This window comes from Dasania marina DSM 21967 (assembly GCF_000373485.1).
Taxonomy (GTDB): Bacteria; Pseudomonadota; Gammaproteobacteria; order Pseudomonadales; family Dasaniaceae; genus Dasania; species Dasania marina.
On record NZ_KB891575.1, the window covers coordinates 142841 to 164297 of the forward strand.

Here is a 21457-nt window from a genome sequence, read left to right on the forward strand (position 1 = left end):
GCAAAATTCTGGAGACGACCTCACAGCCAGCAAGCTTTTTTTGTTTTTTCTTACAGCTTGTCACTTGCCGCTTGCGGCTGCTCTTTTATAGCGTAGCGATCCCCTATCCCCAGCAAATATAAAATACCATCTAAGCCCAAGGTTGAGATAGATTGCTTGGCCGATTCTTTTACTAAGGGCTTGGCTCTAAAAGCGATACCCAAACCGGCTATGCTTAACATAGGTAAATCATTAGCACCGTCACCCACCGCTATTGATTGATCTAGGCTAATACCTTCGCGCTGAGCGATCTCGCGTAATAGCTCGGCCTTGCGCGCACCGTCCACTACCGTGCCGGTTACATTACCGGTTACCTTGCCATCAACAATTTCTAGGTCATTGGCGTAGACATAATCTATGCCTAATTTTTGCTGCAAGTGACGACCAAAATAGTTGAAACCGCCGCTTAAAATAGCGGTTTTATAGCCCAACTGCTTTAAGGTGCTGACTAGCTTTTCGGCACCTTCGGTAATCGGCAGATTTTGGGCTATGCCTGCTAATACACTTTCGTCCAAACCTTTTAATAGCGCCACCCGCTCTTTAAAACTGGCGATAAAATCTAGCTCACCTAGCATGGCCCGCTCGGTAATCGCTGCCACTTGCTCGCCCACCCCGGCGGCCTTGGCTAGCTCGTCTATCACCTCAGCTTCTATCAAGGTGGAGTCCATATCAAACACTACTAGACGACGGTTGCGACGGAACATATTGTCCTCTTGTATCGCCACATCCACATCATACTTATTCGCTAACTGCATCAGCTCGCCGCGAAAACTCGCCATATCGGCCAGGCTGCCCCGCACCGAAAATTCCACACAGGCTTTGCTCTTTTCGCTGTTTTCATGGGTTAGCGATACCCGGCCCGACAAGCGCTCTATGCGATCGATGTTTAAATCGTGCTTAGCGACAATGTCGGTTAAGGCCGAGATATGCAGCGCGGTAATTTGCCGCGACAACAAGGTAATAATATGACGCGCCTTACCTTGCCCCTGCACCCAGTGCTCGTAATCTTCTATATCTATAGGCGAAAAACGCACCGAAAAACCCAGTTCGTGCACCTTAAATAAAATATCTTTTAATATAGGCGAGGATTCAGCCGCGGCAGGCACCTCCACCAATATCCCCAAGGACAGCGTGTCGTGTATAACCGACTGACCTATATCCAAGACATTAACGTCATAGGTCGAGAGTATGCCGGTAATAGAGGCGGTTAAGCCGGGCTTATCATCGCCGGCAATATTAATCAGAATGATTTCTTTCACAGAGGGGTATCCACACAACACAGAGAATGTCGCCATTGTAGCGGAGGAAACAAACGCTATCCACGCTAAATATTCGGCTGCGCCAAAAAATGGCTGCCCTGCCACAAGGCATAGTTTATACTCGCCATATAACAATAAACCCCCGCAGCAACCGGTTGTCGCATTATTTTGATTAGCTCACTACTTCAACAACCCTTTATACGCAAACTACCTTTTGCCAACAAGTTGGCCGCCTGCGGTGCAGCGCTTTGCCTAGGCAGCTGCCTAGCGCTGATTGCTATTAGCCAACAATCTATACAGGCGCTTAACAACGCCAACCTAGAGCAACTGGGTAACCAGCTCAGCCAACAACTGGCGATCAGCGCCAGGCCAGCGTTAGTGCAGGGCGACACCCTCAGCCTACAGTCACTATTAGTCGAGTTAGCCAACAGCGAAGCCATACACCAAGCCGCTATTTACAATGTAGAAAACAAACCCATAGCCGAAGCGGGGGAACGCATAGACGGCAAAGCCTATATGGCCCCCATACACTACCAAGACAGCATTGCCGGCCACAGCTTAGTGGTAATTAACAACCATCCCTTTGACGCCCGCGCCAATGGTTTATTGCTACAGCTACTCTTGCTAAGCCTGTTACTCAGCGCCTGCTGCTATGCATTATGCCTGTGGTTAGGCGGCAAACTCAGCCAACTCTTTAATGAACTACAGACACTTATCGCCGCAGCTAACTATCCCGCTAATACCCGCCGAAAAAACCTACCCTACAGCGGCGAAGACGAACTACAGCAACTGATACAGCAAACCTTAAAAGGCCCCAACCCGGCGCCACTGCAAAATTGCAGCAACGAGCTAGCCCTACTACACATACAATTTGAAAGCCACGAAACGACACTCAGCCAGCAGCAACTAAAACACTATCAGCAACAACTCAACACCATAGGCAAGCTCTACGACGGCCGCGTTGAAATCACCAGACCCTATAGTTTTAGCGCCAGCTTTTATCAGAACAAAGACGAAAACGATCATCCCTTTAAAGCCCTGTGCTGCGGAAAAATTATTGAACAATTATTTTCCAGCGACAACAACAAGCCTGTATTTTATGCCAGCGTCAGCATGGCCGAACACAGCGACGACTTTAGCAAACAGCAATTAATTGCCCAGGCTTGTGAACAACAAATAGGCGAGCAGCGCCTAAGCATAGATCAAAGCATACTAGAACATGCCAGCGTCAATGGCCGCATAGAAACCGCCGAAGGCCGCGACGGTAGCGGCATAGAATTTAGCCCGCCCTATAATGAGCTGATAGAGCGCCAATTTAGCGCCCTGCAATTACAGTTTCAGCGCAACTAGTTAGCGCGTATCACAAAAAAAGCAACGCCCCTCTAACGATCTATCAACCGCAACAACAAGGCAGAAACTGCAAACTTGAGATTTTTAATCACCTGCTCGCTATTAGCCACATGCCTAACATAGACATCTATCAGCACGTAATGCGACATAGTAAACAAGGTTTGCGCCAAAGCCTGTAACTCCACCTCATCAACATCCGGGTAAAAATATTTAAACCCCTCCGCCGACTGTTCAACAACAAACTGATCATGCTTCAAGTCATGCTGATGCAGCTCCGGGCTAGTGCGCAATACGTGCAGCACTTCAGGTAAGCCAGGCTGGTTGGCGTAGAGCGCAACCGTGCCTCGCCCCACCTGCTCCAACCAAGCCATGCAGTTATCGTAGTGTTTTTCATGGGGCGAGTTACTCAGAAAATTGTCTTTATGAGAATCCAGCCACTGGTCGGCAATCAGATAAATGATCGACTCTTTATTGGGGAAGTACTCATAGAGCGAGCCCTTAGACATACCTAAGCGCTCGGCTACCTTTTGCATGGTAAAGCCATCCACTCCTTCGCTTTGCAATATCTCCCTAGTGGCCGCCAAGATGCGCTCAACGGTTTTAATCCCCCGCGGCTGCGAAGGCTTTTTTCTCACTTTTATCTCTTTCGAAGAGTCCTCAGACACCATCTTAGTCAAACTGCTACCTCCTTCACTCATAAACTCCTGTCACCGCCAAGCTAACTGACCACTCTGTAATGCAGGCCAATACTGCCCCATAAGCTCTGCTAAAGCCAAGCAGATATACACTCAGCCGTATAATCCGACCCTGAGCACACAGAAATTAGGCAGCAATAAACACGCACAAAGCCGACTTACAAGTCATAAGCAAGAAAATAAGAGCTTACAATAGCCCAGAAAACATTAAAAACGGCTAAACAATGATCTTTAAAAAGCGTATTGACACACAATAATCCAGATAGTATAAATACTGCCCGACTAAAGGGTCGGGTTTGTGGTGTGTTAATAGCTGTCTCGCCATAAGCGTTTTGCTTTACACCAATAACGATAGCAAGTAGCAGGAGACACGTATGGCGTATTCACCCATTAGCAAGATTATTAGCAAGATCATCCATGTAGGCGAGAGCGGCCAGCAGCAAGGCATTCCCCTCAAAGAAGCCTTAGAAATACATGACGAGCAAGCCTTAATTCTGGCAAAACAACAAAAACAACAGCAGTTAGAAAACCAGGACCGCAGAAACTTTTTGCAAAAAACCGGCGTAGCAGCGGCCGTGGCAACGGTAGCTGCAGGCGGTATATTATCGCCACTTTCAGCTAAGGCCCAGGGCGGCCCACCTTCGTCATCTGACCCGCGCGTGGCCGTAATAGGTGCAGGGCTGGCCGGCTTACGCTGCGCCCACAGGCTCAATAAGCTAGGCAGCGGTTTTAATATCAGCGTATACGAGGCCTCTACCCGCTTAGGCGGCCGCTGTTATACCGCCAGAGGTTATTTTGATGACGGCCAGATCACCGAATGGGGTGGCGAGTTTATCAACACCTCACAAACCGAAATCCGCAACCTCGCCCACAAACTGGGGCTAACACTGGATGACGAACATGCCTCCCCCCCAGACGGCAAGCAATGGATGGGCTATGTGGATGGCCAGTACTACACCGAAAGCCAAATCGGCAGCGACTGGGATATAGAGCTAATCCTAACCCTTAACAACGCCCTACAGGCCGCCCCCAACCCTGGCCAAGTCACCTACGAAAACTACAATGCAGAGCACCTGCGCTTAGACAATATGCTAGCCGCCGACTGGATGGATGAAATAGGCCTAGGCCGCAACAGCTCTATAGGCAGGCTAATGCTAGGCCTAGGGGTAAGCGAATTAGGCGTAGACCCCAATGAGCAATCAGCTCTCAATATGCTGGGCATTATGGGCACTAGGCCACAGCCTGCCGCTGAACGCTTCCGCATACGCGGCGGCGCCGATCAACTCATCACCGGCATGGAACAAGAACTACCCAGCGGCACGGTGGTTACCGATAAAGCCCTTACCGCCATACAAGGTGACTCCAACGGCCCTTACACCCTCAGCTTTAACGATGGCAGCTCCGCCGTGTGCGACGCCCTAGTATTGGCACTGCCCTTCACCACCTTGCGCGATGTCGATATAGCCCCCGCTATTTGGAATGCCTTCCGCCCGCAAAAACGTCAGGCCATCAACGAGCTAGGCATGGGTCACAACGCCAAAGTACAGGTGCAATGTAACAGCCGCACTTGGCACAACCCCATCAATGTAGGCGGTGAAATTATCAGCTGTAATGGCAGCACCCTAACCGACCCCGACAGCCATATCGTTAGCTGGGATCCAACCTCCAACCAAGCGGGCAGCAAAGGCGTACTGGCTAATTACTTAGGGGGCAGCAAAGGCTTAAACCTTAGCAGCACCCAGCCATTCCAAGTTTCACACGCCAATGATGTCAGTAACTTTTTAAATAGCGTAAACAATGTTTTCCCGGGTACTGCTGCCGCCTTTAATGGCAAAGCGTTAACCTCAGACTGGACGATTAACCCTTGGTCTAAAGGCTCTTACTCTAGCTTTTGGCAGGGCCAGTACACCAGCTTTGGTGGTGCGCCAGCCAAACCGGAAGGCAATATATTCTTTGCCGGTGAACATACCGACAGCAAAGACCATGGTTACCTTAACGGTGCCGTACGCTCGGGGGAGCGCGCCGCGATAGAAGTACTACACACCTTCTATTAAGGCCTTTGAGCCTCGCTAAATAGACTATTTGCTCTTTCAAAATAGTAGTGACAGCAAAAAAACTATGCCGCTAAGCGGCCCAGCTCCTCGGCATAGTTTTTACAGCCTAACAAATAGTCTTTTAGCGCGGCTCTTTTTTAAATCATTACTACCAATACAAGTTAATTATTTTATGCAAATGTATCTCAACGGCGAATGGCTAGACGCTCAGGACGGCGAACAAATACCTGTTATCAACCCTGCCACCGAATCCCTTATAGACACGGTACCCAATGCCGGCCCCAGCGATGTGGAACTCGCGGTGCAATCCTCAGCACAGGCCTTTCAGCTTTGGAAAAAAACCGTTGTGCCTGTTAGAAGTCAATTTTTACAGGGCATGGCGCAAAAACTTGCCCAGCATAAAGAAGCATTAGCTCAGCAAATAACCCTAGAACAAGGTAAAACCCTATTCGAGTCCCGCTGCGAAATCGACTGGTCTATAGAATGTATAGAGTATTATGCGCAGCTGATAAAAAACGGCATAGGCCGTGTGGTACCCCCCATTTACGACTCAGCGTTTAATTTTGTAATTAAAGAACCCTATGGCGTCACCGCCTGCATTATTCCGTTTAATTATCCTTTTCTGTTAATGTTCTGGAAGATTGCCCCGGCACTCGCCGCAGGCAATACCGTAATCATTAAACCTTCAGAAAAAACACCACTGGCCACCTTAATGCTGGCCAAAATGGTGTTTAGTGATTTCCCCAAAGGGGTGATCAACATTATTACCGGCCTAGGTGAAAAAATGGGGGACGCCCTCACCTGCCACCCCGACGTACCCACCATAGCCTTCACCGGCTCTACCGCAACCGGCGCAAGAATCGCGCAAAAAACCGCGGGCATGGTTAAAAACCTACACTTGGAACTAGGCGGTAAAGACGCCGCCGTGGTGGCCCCCGATGCCGATATCCAGTTGGCCGCCAGAGCCTTCGCCAGCTCATCACTGTGGAATGCCGGACAAATCTGCACCTCAACGGAACGCATCTACGTGCCGCGGCAAGCCTACCCACAATTTATCAAAGCCCTGCTTGCGGTATACACAAATATACAAGTAGGCCACGGCAATGATGACAGCACCCAAATGGGGCCGCTATGCGATGAAAATAGCATACATAAAATCAACGCCCACGTAGCAGACGCCATCGCCAAGGGCGGGACATTACTAATAGGCGGTCAAAAATGCCCGCAATTTGAGCAAGGATTTTTTTATCAGCCCACCATTATTAGCAACGCCAACCACAGCATGAAATGCATGAACGAAGAATCCTTTGGCCCCCTAGTGGCAGTGATGCCCTATGACGATTTTGCTGAGGCCATCGCCTATGTCAATGCCACAGACTACGGCCTAGGCGCCTGCCTAATGAGTAACGACATGCACCTTATTCGTCAGTTTTACCAAGAGGTTAAGGCCGGCACCATTTGGATTAACGACACTCTACCCGACAATGTCGCGGCCCCTTTTGGCGGCATGAAAAAAAGCGGCACAGCTAGCAGAGAGCTAGGCCCTGAAGGCTTAGAAAGCTTTCAAGAAAGCAAACACGTGCACTGGGAATTTGACCCTAGGCAACGGCAAGAAAATTGGTTTTATGGCGAATAAAACCAACTAAGCAGTAACCTTACGCAAACCTACACCACAATAATAATGGAGAACAGCCATGCACTATAAAAAACGCTTAGCCGCCGCCATCACCGCCGCGGTCGCAATCAACTGCCCCATAAGCCACGCTGCCGTGTTAGAAGAAGTCATAGTCAGTGCGCAAAAACGTAATGAAAGCCTACAGGATGTGCCGATTGCGGTAGCCGCTTTTTCGCAGGAGGAATTAAAAAAATCCGGCGCCAATGCGGTGCAAGATTTAATCGAATTTGTACCCGGCGTAGAATTATTTGATGATCGCGGTGCCGGCCAACCCACTTGGGTTATACGTGGCGTAGGCCTGGCGGATTTCAACTCCAACAACACCCCCGCCTCTGCCATTTATTACGATGATTTTTACCTAAGTTCCAATGTAATGGGCGGTATAGGCTTATTTGATATAGAGCGGGTAGAAATTCTTAAAGGCCCGCAAGGCGGCCTCTACGGTAAAAACACCAGCGGCGGTGCAATACTCATACATTCACAAGCCCCCTCACTACAAGATGGCAATAACGGTTACCTGAAAGCCTCTTACGGCAAATGGAATAGCAGCACACTGGAAGGCGCTGTAGGCACAGCCCTTAGCGATAAAGTAGCCATACGTTTAGCGGCCACCACCCACCAGGGCGGCGGCTGGCAGGACTCTTTAGCCACCGCTAAAGATGACGAATGGGGCGACAGTGATTTTAGTGCCTACCGCGCACAATTATTATTTCAAGCCAACGAAAATGTGGATGTGCTATTTAAAATCGATGGCGGCTACGACCGTTCCGAAACCACCCTGCTATACAACCAACCGGTATACGACGCGGTCGGTGATTTTTGTCAGGCCGCCATTAATGGCAAGGCCGATGAGGATAGCTGCTTTACCTTTGGTAATGTACTAGATCCCAGCCTACCGCTACCCTCAGAGCAAAACAAAGATGGCACCAAAGTGTTAGCGCCACCGACTAATGAGTTAGATAACGCATGGCAGGCGCTCTCTATGCGTATTAACTGGGATATGGATTTTGCCACCTTTACCGCCATCACTGGCTATATCGATTACGAGAATAAACAAGAGTTTGATTTTGATGCCGAAGCGCCCAACTTTTTAAATGAAAGAGAGGGTGATGCCGAAATTAAATCTTGGTCACAAGAATTTAGGCTCACCTCTAACAGCAGTAACAAGTTGGAATGGTTAGTGGGCTTCACCTATGCCGAAGATGAGATATCCGATAACCGTAAAGGCGATTTAACCGACTTTCCTTTTTTCCAAACCTCTAGCGAAAGAGGCTTTGAGCAGGAAAATAAATCCTGGTCTACCTATGTGCAGTTGAAATACCAACTTAACGACTACTTGGCCGCCAATGGCTCGCTGCGCTACACTGACGAAGAAAAAGAGATCTTTAACGTCTTCCATTACAACGTAGATCCACTCAACAACTTCGGCGGCCCTAGCTATTTTATTAATAATGTAAAAACCGACTATGAACTGGATAATAATTATTCTGGCCACTTAGGCTTAGATTGGACCCCCAATGAAGATGTACTGGTGTACGGTAAAATAACTCAAGGCTTTAAATCCGGTGGTTTCTTTGGCGGCTTCGCCTTTTATGAAAGCGATGTACAACCTTATAAAGAAGAGCGCGTGCTCTCCTATGAAGTAGGCTTTAAAAGCAATTGGCTAGACAACACCCTACGGGTTAACGGTGATATCTTCTTTTACGATTATCAGGAAGTACAAGGATTTATAATAATCGAAAGTGATGTCACCAACACCCAGCTGTCGAAGCTGGATAATATGGGCGATGCCGAACACTTAGGCTATGAGCTAGATATTATTTGGTTGCCACAAGCGGTAGAGGGCTTAAAACTAGCCGGCAGCTTTACGTGGTTGAACGCCAAATTTACCGAAGCCGATAAAACTCCGGTATTCGACCCCGCTGGTAATACCCAAACCCTAGACGGCTTAGACAGAACCTTTGCCCCTGACTTTAGCTATACCTTGCAAGCCAATTACAGCTGGATGCTTAACGACGCTTACGAGGCCGAGGCCGAGCTAGGTTACAACTGGCGCGATGATATCGTCTCTAAAGACTCAACTATCAGCCCATTAGATCACGCAACAAAAGGCCAAGATGGGTACGGCCTGCTAAACGCGCGCTTATCTATCGCTGATGTAGAGGGACGTTGGGAGCTTGCTCTAGCTGGCAAAAACTTAGCCAACGAAGAGTATGCCGCCCGTGTTACCACCGACGATGTTGTTACCTACCCGCTAGTACCTGGGCAACCCCGTAGCTGGTCTATAGAAGCGCTGTATAACTGGTAGTACGCCTTTATAGAAAAACCTAGGTGCATTTATTATCGGCAATAACCACTGATATAAATGCACCTTCTTTTTAACAACGGCCTGCAGCTTGTCGCTGCATCGCCTCCTACGGCAAAGTTATGAACACATCTTATGTTGAAGAAACGCTTGCAGAAACTATAGCGCCTACTCACAACCCTAATGCTACTAGTATTTTTCGTCCAAAATCGATTGCAGCAGCGCTGTGGCTTAATCTTGTAGCCTCACTAATGGTGCTAATACAGCCCGTCATTATTGGCGCTACCGCCAACCAATTCAGCCTTAACAATCAACAGCTGGGTTATTTTTCTGCCGCTTTATTATTACTGTATAGCCTAAGCTCTACCTCTGCTTTATTTTGGGTACGACGCTATAACTGGCAGTACAGCGCGGCGATTAGCTTAGCGCTATTTATTAGCGGTTTTTTTATTGCCATGTCATCCGAGCAATATCTCATTAAATTCATTGCCTTTGGCTTTATTAGTTTGGGCAGCGGCGCCTTATATTCGCTGACCCTAATTATTTTATCTGACGCTCCCAACCCTGATCGTGCTTTTGCTTACGCCATATCTATGCAGGTTGTGGGTTCTAGTCTACTTATTTTTCTCATTCCGCAAGCTGTTAACCTGTGGGGCTTTGACAGTATTTACAGCCTAATGGCAGGTATGGCGCTATCGGGGCTGGCTGTTATTTACTGGTTGCCATGCGCCGGTAGAAACGTTGAGAATCTTAGCCCTAACGCACTAAGCGTATTAACTAACCCCAAAGCCTTGCTCTCTGTTGCCGGCTGCTTTTTGTTTTTCTTCAATATAGGTTGTGTGTGGACCTATATAGAAAGAATGGGCGTGGCCTCAGACTTAACCACTGAAAGCGCCAGCACCTTACTCGCTATAGCTGCCATGATAGCCATCATAGGCTCTTTGGCAGCATCCTTTTTAGGCGATCGCTACGGCAGGCTTAAGCCTTTATGTTTAGCAACCGCAGGCATAGTGTTAGCGGTTTATGGCTTGTCTTTTACCATCTCCGCAGAGTTTTATTTTGTTTCCGCACTGCTATACGCCGCCATGTGGAACTTCTCCATGCCTTACCAATATGCGGCGGTTAATCAATGCGACCCCTCAGGTAAAGCAGTAGCACTAACACCGGCCTTTCAAACTCTGGGCGGCGCGTTAGGCCCAGCCGTCGCAGGCTTATTAATTTCTAACAGCGATTTTATTGCGGTAGGGCATTTAGCCACAGCCGGCGTAGTACTGAGCTTATGCCTGTTTGCTTTTGCCTTAAAAAACGCTAAACAAACCGCTTAATTTTAATCAGCAAAACCCTATGTATTAACATTTATGTATTGAAGGAAAGTATTATGTCTAATGAATTGTGTTATTTATCGGCGGTAGACGCCATACAATTATTTAGCTCTGGAGAACTATCGCCAGTAGAAGTATTACAGGCGCAAATCGACCGCGCCCAGCAAGTGGAGCCCGAGGTAAATGCCTTAGTGTTTACCTTTTACGACGAAGCTATGGACATGGCTAAAGCTGCCGAAAAAGCCTATCGAAATGGCACGGCTAGGCCCTTAGAAGGTATCACCGTGGCCATAAAAGATGAGCTAGCCCACAAGGGTAAACCTAGCACCCATGGCTCGTTATTATTGAAAGATCATATAGCCGATAACAATGCTCCAATGATGCAACGCTTACTCGATGCTGGCGCCATACCCCATGCCCGCACCGCCACCCCTGAATTTTGTATGCACTCCTGCACCATGTCGAAATTATGGGGCGTTACTCGCAACCCATGGAACTTGGCCTATAGCCCCGGCGGTTCATCGGGCGGTTCTGGTGCGGCATTAGCCTCAGGCACCACCACCCTAGCCACCGGCAGCGATATTGCAGGATCTATACGCATACCCGCGTCGCAAAATGGCATAGTTGGTTACAAACCGCCTTTTGGCCGCGTACCGCAGTCGCCACCCTGGAGCTTTGACACTTACTGCCACGAAGGCCCCATGGCTAGAACTGTTGCCGACACCATCTTATTTCAAAACCAAATTAACGGCCCCCACCCCAGTGACATTGCCAGCTTAAGCCCCAAACTTATTCTGCCTAACAGCTACGACAATATCGCCGGTATGCGCATAGCCTACAGCTTAGATTTTGAGCATCGTGTAGTGGATAATGATATACGTGAAAACACCTTAGTTGCGCTACAGAAATTTCGCGATCTAGGCGCTATCGTTGAAGAAGTCTCTATAGGCTGGACTTCACGCTGCCGCCAAACCTATTTAACCCACTTATATTTTTATGCCATGGGTATACTAAAAAAATCCCTTACCGACCCTGCCGAGCACGAACAACTCACCACCTATGTACGCTTTTTATTAGAGCAGTCTAACGGTGTTAGCATTCCCGACATTATTGATTCTAAGCAACATGAAGGTGAAATGTACCAACAGTTTACTCACGCAACCGCAGACTATGATTTATTTATCTGCCCCACCATGGCAACCGCTAGCTTTGCCGCCGATTGGGATTTTAGTACTACCCCACTAGAAATAAATGGCAAAACATTAAATGTTAATTTTGTAACGGAAATGCTGACCTATTACTTCAATATACTCAGCCGCTGCCCGGTATTAAACATGCCAGCGGGTAAAGATAGAAATAATGTGCCCACCGGCATACAAATTGTAGGCAAGGCTTACGACGAACACAGTGTGTTTAAAGCGGCTAGCGCCTATGAATCCGTCAATAAACCATTTTTTGCTACCGGTGATTATCCCAAGCTTTAAAGCTTGGGATAATAGTGAGCGTAAGGCTACTCAATAATGTCTGAACAACTTTGCTATTTATCGGCAACAACGGCAATCAAACACTTTTCATCGGGCGAGCTATCGCCCGTAGATATTCTGCAAGCACAAATTGCCCGGGCAGAAAAAGTGGAACCTACCGTTAACGCTTTAGCTTTTCAGTTTTATGAAGAAGCCTTACAGGCCGCGCAAGCGGCCGAGCTCGCTTATAGGCAAGGCCGCGCCAAACCCTTAGAAGGTATCACCCTAGGGGTAAAAGATGAAACTGCGCAACAGGGCAAGCCTTGCACCCAGGGCTCGCTATTATTAAAAGATGCTATCGCTGACCACACTTCACCGATGTTACAGCGCTTGCTAAACGCTGGCGCTATTGCCCACGTACGCACCACCACCCCTGAATTTTGCATGCACTCCAACACCCTCTCTAAACTATGGGGCGTTACCCGCAATCCTTGGAATAGTGCCTACAGTGCTGGCGGCTCATCGGGCGGCTCAGGCGCTGCCCTAGCTTCTGGCACAGCCACCCTAGCTACCGGCAGTGACATAGGCGGCTCTATTCGTATACCCGCTTCACACAATGGCATAGTCGGTTATAAACCGCCCTATGGTCGTGTGCCGCAATCACCGCCATGGAATTTCGATACTTACTGCCACGAAGGACCTATGGCGAGATCGGTAGCTGATATTATTTCATTTCAAAATCAAATCGCCGGCCCTCACCCCAGCGATATTACCAGCCTCAGCCCCAAGCTTATTCTGCCCAACAGCTATGACAATATCGTCGGCATGCGCATAGCTTATAGCTTGAACTTAGGCCATAGGGAAGTGGATGTAGACGTACAACAGAACACCTTGGCCGCCGTCAAAAAATTTCAGGACTTAGGCGCCATCGTAGAAGAAGTGACTATAGACTGGACTGAACAATGCATAGAGACATTTTTCACCCACATCTATTTTTATGCTATCACTGTTTTAAAACAACAGTTTGGTTCGCCCGCACAGTTAGAACAGTTAACGCCTTATGTGCAATCACTGTTTGCCGACAGCAAAGTGATTAGTATAGATGACCTACTCAACGCCAAAGCGCATGAGGCTGAAATGTATCAGGCCTTTACCCGCGCTATGGCATCTTATGACGTGCTGATATGCCCCACCGCAGCTACCGCAAAAGTGCCCGCCGACTGGGACTACAGTGTTAACTCGCTATGCATCAACGGCAAGTTGATTAGTCCCAATTTTGGCTCCGACTCTATGACTTATTATTTTAATAGCCTAAGCCGCTGCCCAGTGCTGAGCATGCCCTCCGGTAAAGATAGTAATAAGGTGCCTACCGGCATACAAATTGTGGGCAAGGCCTACGACGAGCACAGTGTGCTTAAAGCGGCTAGCGCTTATGAAACGCTGCAAAAGCCGTTTTTTGAATGCGGGGATTATCCTAGATTTTAAATACCGTTGGGGCAATAAGATATAAGTAGGTTTAGCGCTGAATCATCATCGCTAAACCCTTCATTGCTAAACCTGTGACAGCAATGTAAAGCTAGCAGCACGTTTATTTAAATCACAGCTCACTATTGTTCAATCACTACATCAACTAGCTTTTTAACTAGCGGCGCAACAACAATAATCGTCGGGAAAGCAATCACAAAAGAAATGCTCCACGCCCGCAACCAGATAGTAAGAAGATTATCGACCAAGCCCATATTGATCAAAGTCACCACCATAGACATAATCGATGACATTAATAATGACATAAAAAACGAAAACACATAGCTCGTGTATTTTTTAGCTATCACTCACCACTCCCCCAATATAAGCAATAACATCACTGCCCACGGTAACACATTCTTTATCCTTGCACTTTCTCCGGCACTAAAGCACTGCCGTTATCGTCCAACTTATCGCCCTCCATCAGCTCTGCCACTAACATGCCCGCGATAATAAAACCTGCTCCCAACCAAGCATAGTTGCTTAGAGTTTCCGACAATATCCAAAAACCACCTAATGCGGCAAACAAAGGTTCGGTGGCATAAATCACCCCTACCCGCCAAGCATCCAAATATTGCTGGCCTATAGTTTGTGCCACATAGGCCAAACTGGTCCCGACCGTGCCGCCTAACAACAGCGCCAGCCACAAAGTCTGCCCCACCTCAGTACCCGCTTGGTAAATTAAATGTTCGGGCAGAGCAAGCAAGGAGCTTTGCTCGTAGTAAATGGCAGCTAATAAACTCAACACGGTTACGGTGATTAATTGCACTTGGGTTAGCGCCAGAGCATCGACCTCCCGTGCATAAACACCGGTGTAAACAATATGCACAGCAAACATCAGGGCACACAGTAATACCAGCAGCTCGCCAACACCAAAGCCAGATACCCCGCCGGTTAACAACAAGGTACCGACAATAGCTAAAGCCACCCCCATCCAAACAAACCACTGCTGCGGCTGCTTTAACCACAACAAGGCAATGATGGGCACCAAAAGCACATTTAACCCGGTAATAAAGCCGGCATTACTGGCCGTGGTGTATTGCAGGCCTATCGTTTGTCCGGCGAAGCCGATAAACAACATAGCCCCTAAAACAATGCCATGATGTAACACGTTTTTCGTCAACTTGGCCCACAGTTTTTTCCGGGCTAGCACGAAGTAAAGCGACAAGCTAAGCACTGCAATCGCAAAACGTAAGGTGTTAAAGGTATGGGGGCCTAAGGTATCTAGCGACATATGCACTAACGAAAACTCTATACCCCAGACAAAACTAATAAAGAGTAAAACCCAACCCCAAAAATGCGCCTTTGACTGCATACAACTACCACTAAATACATTAAAAAGAGCGCGCAGTTTAACAGTGCCTATTATTTACACAACGCCGATTTGAGAAACAATAGGGTGACAGCGCAATAAAGCCCTGCATCGAACTATGGCGTTGTCATCTAAGACATAAACTCAATTCATAAAAAAGGCGAGACTTGCCAGCAAGCCCCGCCTTACTCAACACAAGGTTAACATTAATTTTTAGCCGCTTTGGGCTCTATTTTAAAGTCCACGGTTAAGTCTGCCCGGTATTCCACCTCATCAAAAGAAGCTTCTTCTTTGGGCTGCCCCATATAGCTCATAGCGGCATCTTGCACCGTGCGCTTGGCTTTTTGTGCGCTAAGCACCACCCCTTCCATCATCGCCGCCCCCCGAGTAGCTGCGCGTACCATACCCCCTTCTCGGAAATTAACAGGGGTTAAGATCACCCCTAAGGAGCTTTCATAAAAGGCTTTTTGCTGCATTACTTTTTTTAGCGCTAGCTGCTTCACTTTGTTATTGAATTCATCTTTTTGGCTGTGCTTAAAGCTGGTATCCGATAAATCTATAGCCGCGTTTTCATCAGCCACCGTCGCTAAGGTTTTTAAATGTGACTCCTCAGAGATTTCCACCGCCATGCGGTTAATCACTTTATAGCTACTGGGCTTGCTGCCAAACCAGCCAAACTGCGGCGAGGTGGAAAACTTGGCGCTATTGATCTTATCGGCCGCTATACCGGCGGCCAGTAACTGTTGGCTGACCTGCGCCCGCAATGCGCTGTTATTGGCCAATGCCTGTGACAGTGATTTTTCTTCAGTAGTGAACACCAGATTAACTATCGCCATATCGGAATAGGCGGTTTGCTCGGCGCTAGCATAGATACTGACCACGCTATCTTTAGGGTGTAAAAAACGGCGCAGTTCTTCTGGCCCACCTTTTACTTCGGGCTCGGCGCTGGCCGCCACGCTAAACATGACTGCCAGCAAACTCATTGCTATTGTTTTCATAGTTGTTTCCTTTGATTGAATAACGGTGAAAAACCAGGCCTAGGCTTAACGCAAGGAGGCCCATAAATCTTGTAAGTAAAAAAAGCTAGACCCTAATAGAAAACCCGGTTTGCGCAATAAAGTTCCGCCGGGAAAGCTGTAGTGTTTGATTTGCTGCCATACATCGTAGCGTTCTGTGTTGCCCATCACCTTTTCAGCCAGCACTCTGCCGGCAATATGAGCAGGCACTACACCGTGGCCAGAAAAGCCCTGGGCAAAATAAACATTGGCCTCATACTCACCCACAGAAGGCATGCGGTTTACCGATAAATCGATATGGCCGCCCCAGGCGTAATCAACATTTACATCCGCCAGCTGCGGAAACACTTTCAGCATATCCTTGCGCATCACCTTGGCGATATCTTTGGGGTCTACGCCTCTATAAATAGTTTTGCCACCAAATAATAAACGGCCATCCACCGATAGGCGAAAATAATCCAATATATGGCGTAAATCACACACCGCCGCATCACTGGGCATGAGTTGCTTTGCGCGCTCGGCGCCTAAAGGCTCAGTGGCGATAACAAGGGTGCTGGAGGGCATAATTTTCTTTTGTAGCTTGGCCGCGGTTTTACCCAAATAACAATTGCCCGCCAAAATAATTTGCTTGGCTTTAACTCTGCCCTTAGCTGTGTAAACAGTAGGTTCGTCGCCAGATTCTATCTTTAGCACCGCTGAGTTTTCAAAAATGCGTACACCTATGCTGGCCGCCGCTTTAGCCTCGCCTATGGCGTAATTTAAAGGATGAAAGTGGCCACTGCCCTCATCATATAAGCCGCCTATGTAGCGATCGCTGGCAACATGCTGTTGCATATCCTGCTGTGATAGCACGGTTACTGCATGAGGGTAATGCCATTGGCTCAGTTCCTCCGCATAATGCTGCACATCGGCCAAGTGCGGCTGGTACATAGCGGCGGTAACGTAACCCTTTTTAATATCCGCGTTAATACCGTATTTTTCGGCGCGCTGATAAATTATCCGTTTACCTTCCTCGCTCAAGTCGGCAAATAATTTAGCGGTCTCGTAGCCAAAGCTATTGGCTAGGCCATCGTAGCCTGCATTCCAGCCGCCAATAATCTGGCCGCCGTTGCGCCCCGAGGCCGCCCAGCCCATTTTAACCGCCTCTAACAACACCACGCTGTAGCCCTGCTCGGCCAATTCTATCGCCGCTGACATACCGGCATAGCCACCGCCCACCACGCAGACATCGGCTTCGACATTATCATTAAGTGTGGGAAAGTCTGTCGCGCCATTGGCACTGGCGGCGTAATAGGAATTAATGTGTTGGCCTCGGGCCTGCTCAAAAACGCTCATGAATTTACCTCAATTTTTTGCTGCACAGCCACTCAACGCTATGTTTGAGCATAGCGTAAGAGAGTGGTGATATTAAAAATATTATATCTTGTAGCTAAGCAGCCGCCACCAAAGAATAGAAAACATGATAGGCCACAGAGTGAACTACAGTGCGGCCGTCATATTGAGGTAGGCTTTGACGAAAACAAAACCTAGATAATGTAGAGGTGCAGGTCTAGTCATAAAAACCGTTTAAATAGTGGTGCTGGATTAATCCAGCACTTCTATGCGATCCACTTTTTGGAAGCCTCTAGGTAATTTATTACCGCGACGACCGCGTTCACCAGCGTAGTGATCCAGCTCGTTAAACTTCATATTGAGGTAGCGCTTACCGGCATGTACCCGTAAGCTTTGGCCTGCGCGTATCACCTGCACCCCTACCATAAATTCTTCGCGGGCCTGCAAACGCGCCGAGGGTATACCAATAATTTTATTACCCTTACCGCGCGCCATCACCGGCAAATCGGCGATGGGGAATAATAGCATGCGGCCTTCATTGCTCACTGCTACCACGCTAGCCCCTGCTACCTCACCTACGGCTGAGGGCTGTAACACTCGGCCACCTTTGGGTAGGCTTAAGGCTGCTTTACCGGCTTTGTTTTTGCTTTGTAAGTCTTCAAACTTAACCACAAAACCATAACCGGCGTCAGAGGCGACCAAGTATATATCGTCGGCCTTACCCATCAACAAACCTTCAAAGCGCACGCCTGAAGCTGGGTTAATGCGTCCCGTTAAGGGCTCACCTTGGCCGCGGGCCGAGGGTAGGCTGTGGGCCGCCACGGTATAGGAGCGACCACTGGAGTCCAGTATCACCACCGCTTGATTAGACTTACCTCTGGCGGCCAAGTGCAGGTTATCCCCCGACTTATAGCTTAGCGTGGCCGGGTCTAGCTCGTGGCCCTTGCCTGAGCGTATCCAGCCTTTTTCGGAGAGCACTACCGTAACCGGCTCGGTAGTCATTAAATCTTCTTCGCTATAAGCCTTGGCTTCCACACGGCTAACAATAGGCGAGCGCCTATCATCGCCATATTCATCCACCACCGCTTGCAGCTCTTTTTTAATTAAGGTTTTTAAACGGCGCGGTGAGCCTAAGGTAGCCTCTAGGTTTTCACGCTCTTTGTTTAGCTCATCTTGCTCGGCACGAATTTTGACTTCTTCTAAGCGCGCTAATTGGCGCAGCTTGGTATCAAGTACATATTCTGCTTGAATTTCACTTAATTCAAAACGCGCCATTAACACTTTTTTAGGCTCGTCTTCGGTGCGAATAATATGGATAACTTCATCTATATTTAAGAAGGCGATTAATAAACCGTCTAATTTGTGCAAGCGCTCTGACACTTTATCTAAGCGATACTGCAAACGGCGGGTGGTGGTTTCCAACCTGAATTCCAGCCACTCCGAGATGATACGATTAAGGGCTTTTACTTGCGGGCGACCATCTATGCCTATCATATTCATATTAATACGATAGCTGCGCTCTAAATCAGTAGAGGCAAATAGGTGGTTCATCATGGGCTCTAGGTCTACGCGATTAGAACGCGGCACTATCACTAGGCGCGTAGGATTTTCGTGATCCGACTCATCCCGTAAATCCGCCACCATGGGCAGTTTTTTCGCCTGCATTTGGCCGGCAATTTGTTCTAATATTTTTGAACCCGACACCTGATGCGGTAAAGCAGTAATCACCACATCGGGGCCTTCTTTTTGCCAAATTGCCCGCATCCGCATGCTGCCTTTGCCGGTCTCATACATTTTCTGTATGTCGGCGGGAGCGGTAATAATTTCAGCTTCGGTGGGGTAATCAGGGCCTTGTACGAATGCCATTAAATCCGTCACGGTGGCCTTAGGATTTTCTAACATATGAATAGTGGCGCCTATCACCTCACGCACATTGTGCGGGGGGATGTCGGTGGCCATGCCTACCGCGATACCGGTTACGCCGTTTAGCAATACCGAGGGCGCCCGAGAAGGCAGCACCTTAGGCTCATCCATAGTGCCATCAAAGTTAGGCTGCCAATCTACCGTGCCCTGGGCCAACTCGGACAACAGCACATCGGCAAAGCCGTGTAGCTTAGACTCGGTGTAACGCATAGCGGCGAAAGACTTAGGATCATCCTGCGAGCCCCAGTTACCCTGGCCGTCTATCAACGGGTAGCGATAGGAAAAAGGCTGCGCCATCAACACCATGGCTTCATAGGCGGCGCTATCACCGTGCGGGTGAAACTTACCGATGACGTCACCCACAGTACGAGCAGACTTTTTGTATTTAGCGCCGGCTTTTAGGCCCAACTCGCTCATGGCATAAATAATACGGCGCTGCACCGGCTTGAGGCCATCAGCTATGTTTGGCAGCGCCCGGTCGAGAATAACGTACATGGAATAATCGAGGTATGCTTTTTCGGTGTAGCTCTTTAGGGAGAATTGCTCTACCCCATCTTCACCAATAATAACCTGTGACATAGGCGGTTCCTGACTTGCGTAGTTCTAAGTATGTAGCTGCTGCGGCATAAGATGGATTACACAGCAAAAAATTAGCCCCGATTATCTCTGAGAAATCAGCCAGTTACCAGCCATCATAAGTGTTTTACGCAAGCGGGGAGGGGTAATTACCTAGTTTCAAGGCTGTCACAAAAACCTATACTGCACAGCAATTGACCAGCATCACCGCCAACCTTTAGGAACAACCCCATGCCACCGATTAGCAATGTTGTTGAAATAGAGCATTTTCGTCATTCTGATGCCACCATGACCGAGCAAGAGCAAATAGACGACATAGGCGCCAGTGCCTTTTTATTACTGCGCGATCGGGCTGAAGCCCAAAGGCTGTCGGTTAAACAAGTGATAGCCGAGCATATCCTAGGCCTAGCCATGGTTATAGAATCGGTGGAAGGTGGCGAGGAAGTACGTCGACTACTGGCCGATATAGAGAGCAAACTTAGCAGCTAAGCTAACACCAGCACTTTCAGCCGCTTAACGAGGCGCACGCCCCTTACACGCCCCCTCCAAGTAATAAACCACCTGCGCATCGGCACAAGCCGTGCAGGCATTGCCATAACTCTTCGCCAAGCTATTCTGCTGCACCCCGCATACCGGGCGATATTCGCGGGTACAGATTTGTGGCCGTGGCTCAGCACAGCCGCCAGCGCTATCGGGCACACTGCGCTCAGCCGAGGCACAGCCCAATAGCGCCGCAGCGCAGGCTATATGCAACATTATCCTTTTTATCATTTCCCTACCCCTTGTTTACTACTATTAAACCTCAGCACCTTGCTAACCCTACTACAGCAGCTTGGTTTTATGCTTGTGGCAACGCTCACACTCATAGGCCGTCACCAGTTTGCCCTGCTGCACATCGAATTTGCGCTCGGTGACTATGCGCCACTTGTGGTGGCCCTGCTTACACAGGGTATGGCCCTTAAATTTTTGTTTTAGCGGCACTTTTTTAAAGGGTAAAATGTCGGCCACAGAAGCCCCCGGATAGCTATTCAGGCTGATTAAAAACACGTACCATAGCGCCCCTTTACACGTAAATCACCTACTATTACCCACTGTCACCTACTTAATTGTTGAGTTTAATCATGCAAGCCACTAAAGACACTGTTGTTAGCTTTCACTACAGCTTATTCGACGCCCAAGGCGAAAAAATTGAAAGCAGCTTGGACGCGGAACCCAATCTATTTTTATTTGGCTATAACAATGTTTTAGCCGGTGTTGAGAACGCCATAGAGGGCAAGTCGACAGGCGACAAGCTAGAGATAGAGTTAGCCCCTGAAGATGCCTTTGGCGCACGCAAAGCAGACATGCAGCAGCGGGTGCCTTCAAAATACCTCAAACACGAAGGCAAAATGAAACCCGGCCAAACCGTGCGCATTAATACCGAGCAAGGTATGCAGGTAGGCACTGTAGTAAAGGTGGGTAAATTTAATGTCGACGTAGACTTAAACCACCCACTGGTCGACCAGGCCGTACGCTTTGAAATAGAAGTGATGGACGTGCGCGCCGCCACCGAAGACGAAATCACCCATGGCCATGCCCACGGCAAAGGTGGTCACGATCACTAAACTCAGCT

At 48.5% G+C, this 21457-nt stretch carries 18 protein-coding genes; 9 read left to right on the forward strand and 9 right to left on the reverse strand.

Features of this window, described 5'->3' with window-relative positions; all coding sequences use genetic code 11:
• Window positions 1-50 precede the first annotated feature (50 nt).
• Window positions 51-1298, reverse strand: coding sequence for a phosphoserine phosphatase SerB (gene serB / locus B067_RS0100570; protein WP_019528094.1), 1248 nt, complete (start codon window positions 1296-1298; stop codon window positions 51-53).
• Between the two features lie 168 nt (window positions 1299-1466).
• Between serB and B067_RS0100575 the strand changes: the two genes are divergently transcribed.
• On the forward strand, window positions 1467-2648 hold the full coding sequence (locus tag B067_RS0100575; RefSeq protein ID WP_019528095.1) for a hypothetical protein: 1182 nt from the start codon (window positions 1467-1469) through the stop codon (window positions 2646-2648).
• Between the two features lie 32 nt (window positions 2649-2680).
• On the opposite strand, the gene B067_RS0100580 is transcribed toward B067_RS0100575, so the two are convergent.
• Complete coding sequence (locus B067_RS0100580) at window positions 2681-3346, reverse strand: TetR/AcrR family transcriptional regulator (protein ID WP_020700261.1); 666 nt, start codon at window positions 3344-3346, stop codon at window positions 2681-2683.
• A 371-nt stretch (window positions 3347-3717) separates the two neighbouring features.
• On the opposite strand from B067_RS0100580, the gene B067_RS0100585 reads away from it, so the two are divergent.
• The 6 genes from B067_RS0100585 (at window position 3718) to B067_RS0100610 (ending at window position 13647) form a co-directional block, all read left to right on the forward strand.
• Window positions 3718-5397, forward strand: a complete 1680-nt coding sequence (locus B067_RS0100585) for a flavin monoamine oxidase family protein (RefSeq protein ID WP_019528097.1) — start codon at window positions 3718-3720, stop codon at window positions 5395-5397.
• A 172-nt stretch (window positions 5398-5569) separates the two neighbouring features.
• Entirely contained in the window at window positions 5570-7033 is a 1464-nt protein-coding gene (locus B067_RS0100590; RefSeq protein ID WP_205619929.1) for an aldehyde dehydrogenase family protein, read from the forward strand.
• Window positions 7034-7091: 58 nt separating this feature from the next.
• Window positions 7092-9380, forward strand: a complete 2289-nt coding sequence (locus B067_RS0100595) for a TonB-dependent receptor (RefSeq protein ID WP_019528099.1) — start codon at window positions 7092-7094, stop codon at window positions 9378-9380.
• A 119-nt stretch (window positions 9381-9499) separates the two neighbouring features.
• Window positions 9500-10702, forward strand: a complete 1203-nt coding sequence (locus B067_RS0100600) for an MFS transporter (protein ID WP_083921330.1) — start codon at window positions 9500-9502, stop codon at window positions 10700-10702.
• A 53-nt stretch (window positions 10703-10755) separates the two neighbouring features.
• Complete coding sequence (locus tag B067_RS0100605) at window positions 10756-12183, forward strand: amidase (RefSeq protein ID WP_019528101.1); 1428 nt, start codon at window positions 10756-10758, stop codon at window positions 12181-12183.
• Between the two features lie 36 nt (window positions 12184-12219).
• Window positions 12220-13647 (forward strand): amidase, encoded by a 1428-nt coding sequence (locus B067_RS0100610; protein ID WP_019528102.1) that lies wholly within the window; start codon window positions 12220-12222, stop codon window positions 13645-13647.
• A 122-nt stretch (window positions 13648-13769) separates the two neighbouring features.
• Here B067_RS0100610 and B067_RS0100615 read toward each other — a convergent pair whose 3' ends face one another.
• The 5 genes from B067_RS0100615 to parC all read right to left on the reverse strand — a co-directional run bounded on the left by B067_RS0100615 (window position 13770) and on the right by parC (window position 19848).
• Entirely contained in the window at window positions 13770-13994 is a 225-nt protein-coding gene (locus B067_RS0100615; RefSeq protein WP_026244321.1) for a DUF2798 domain-containing protein, read from the reverse strand.
• A gap of 53 nt (window positions 13995-14047) precedes the next feature.
• Window positions 14048-15001 carry a DMT family transporter gene (locus B067_RS0100620; RefSeq protein WP_019528104.1) on the reverse strand — a complete coding sequence of 318 codons (954 nt, stop codon included), beginning with the start codon at window positions 14999-15001 and terminating at the stop codon, window positions 14048-14050.
• Between the two features lie 203 nt (window positions 15002-15204).
• Window positions 15205-15996 (reverse strand): SIMPL domain-containing protein, encoded by a 792-nt coding sequence (locus B067_RS0100625; protein WP_026244322.1) that lies wholly within the window; start codon window positions 15994-15996, stop codon window positions 15205-15207.
• A 45-nt stretch (window positions 15997-16041) separates the two neighbouring features.
• On the reverse strand, window positions 16042-17349 hold the full coding sequence (locus B067_RS0100630) for an NAD(P)/FAD-dependent oxidoreductase (protein ID WP_019528106.1): 1308 nt from the start codon (window positions 17347-17349) through the stop codon (window positions 16042-16044).
• A 249-nt stretch (window positions 17350-17598) separates the two neighbouring features.
• Complete coding sequence (gene parC, locus B067_RS0100635; protein ID WP_019528107.1) at window positions 17599-19848, reverse strand: DNA topoisomerase IV subunit A; 2250 nt, start codon at window positions 19846-19848, stop codon at window positions 17599-17601.
• Between the two features lie 228 nt (window positions 19849-20076).
• Here parC and B067_RS0100640 point away from each other — a divergent pair, with 228 nt between their 5' ends.
• Window positions 20077-20334, forward strand: coding sequence for a hypothetical protein (locus B067_RS0100640; RefSeq protein WP_019528108.1), 258 nt, complete (start codon window positions 20077-20079; stop codon window positions 20332-20334).
• A gap of 24 nt (window positions 20335-20358) precedes the next feature.
• Here the strand turns inward: B067_RS0100640 and B067_RS19225 are convergent, their stop codons facing one another.
• Together B067_RS19225 and B067_RS0100650 are read right to left on the reverse strand one after the other, a co-directional pair.
• Window positions 20359-20616, reverse strand: a complete 258-nt coding sequence (locus B067_RS19225; protein WP_035801133.1) for a Kazal-type serine protease inhibitor family protein — start codon at window positions 20614-20616, stop codon at window positions 20359-20361.
• Between the two features lie 51 nt (window positions 20617-20667).
• The gene (locus B067_RS0100650) at window positions 20668-20853 is read right to left on the reverse strand and encodes a hypothetical protein (protein WP_026244324.1); all 186 of its coding nucleotides are present in this window, start codon (window positions 20851-20853) and stop codon (window positions 20668-20670) included.
• A 113-nt stretch (window positions 20854-20966) separates the two neighbouring features.
• Here B067_RS0100650 and B067_RS0100655 point away from each other — a divergent pair, with 113 nt between their 5' ends.
• Entirely contained in the window at window positions 20967-21449 is a 483-nt protein-coding gene (locus B067_RS0100655; protein ID WP_019528111.1) for an FKBP-type peptidyl-prolyl cis-trans isomerase, read from the forward strand.
• The last annotated feature ends 8 nt before the right edge of the window (window positions 21450-21457 follow it).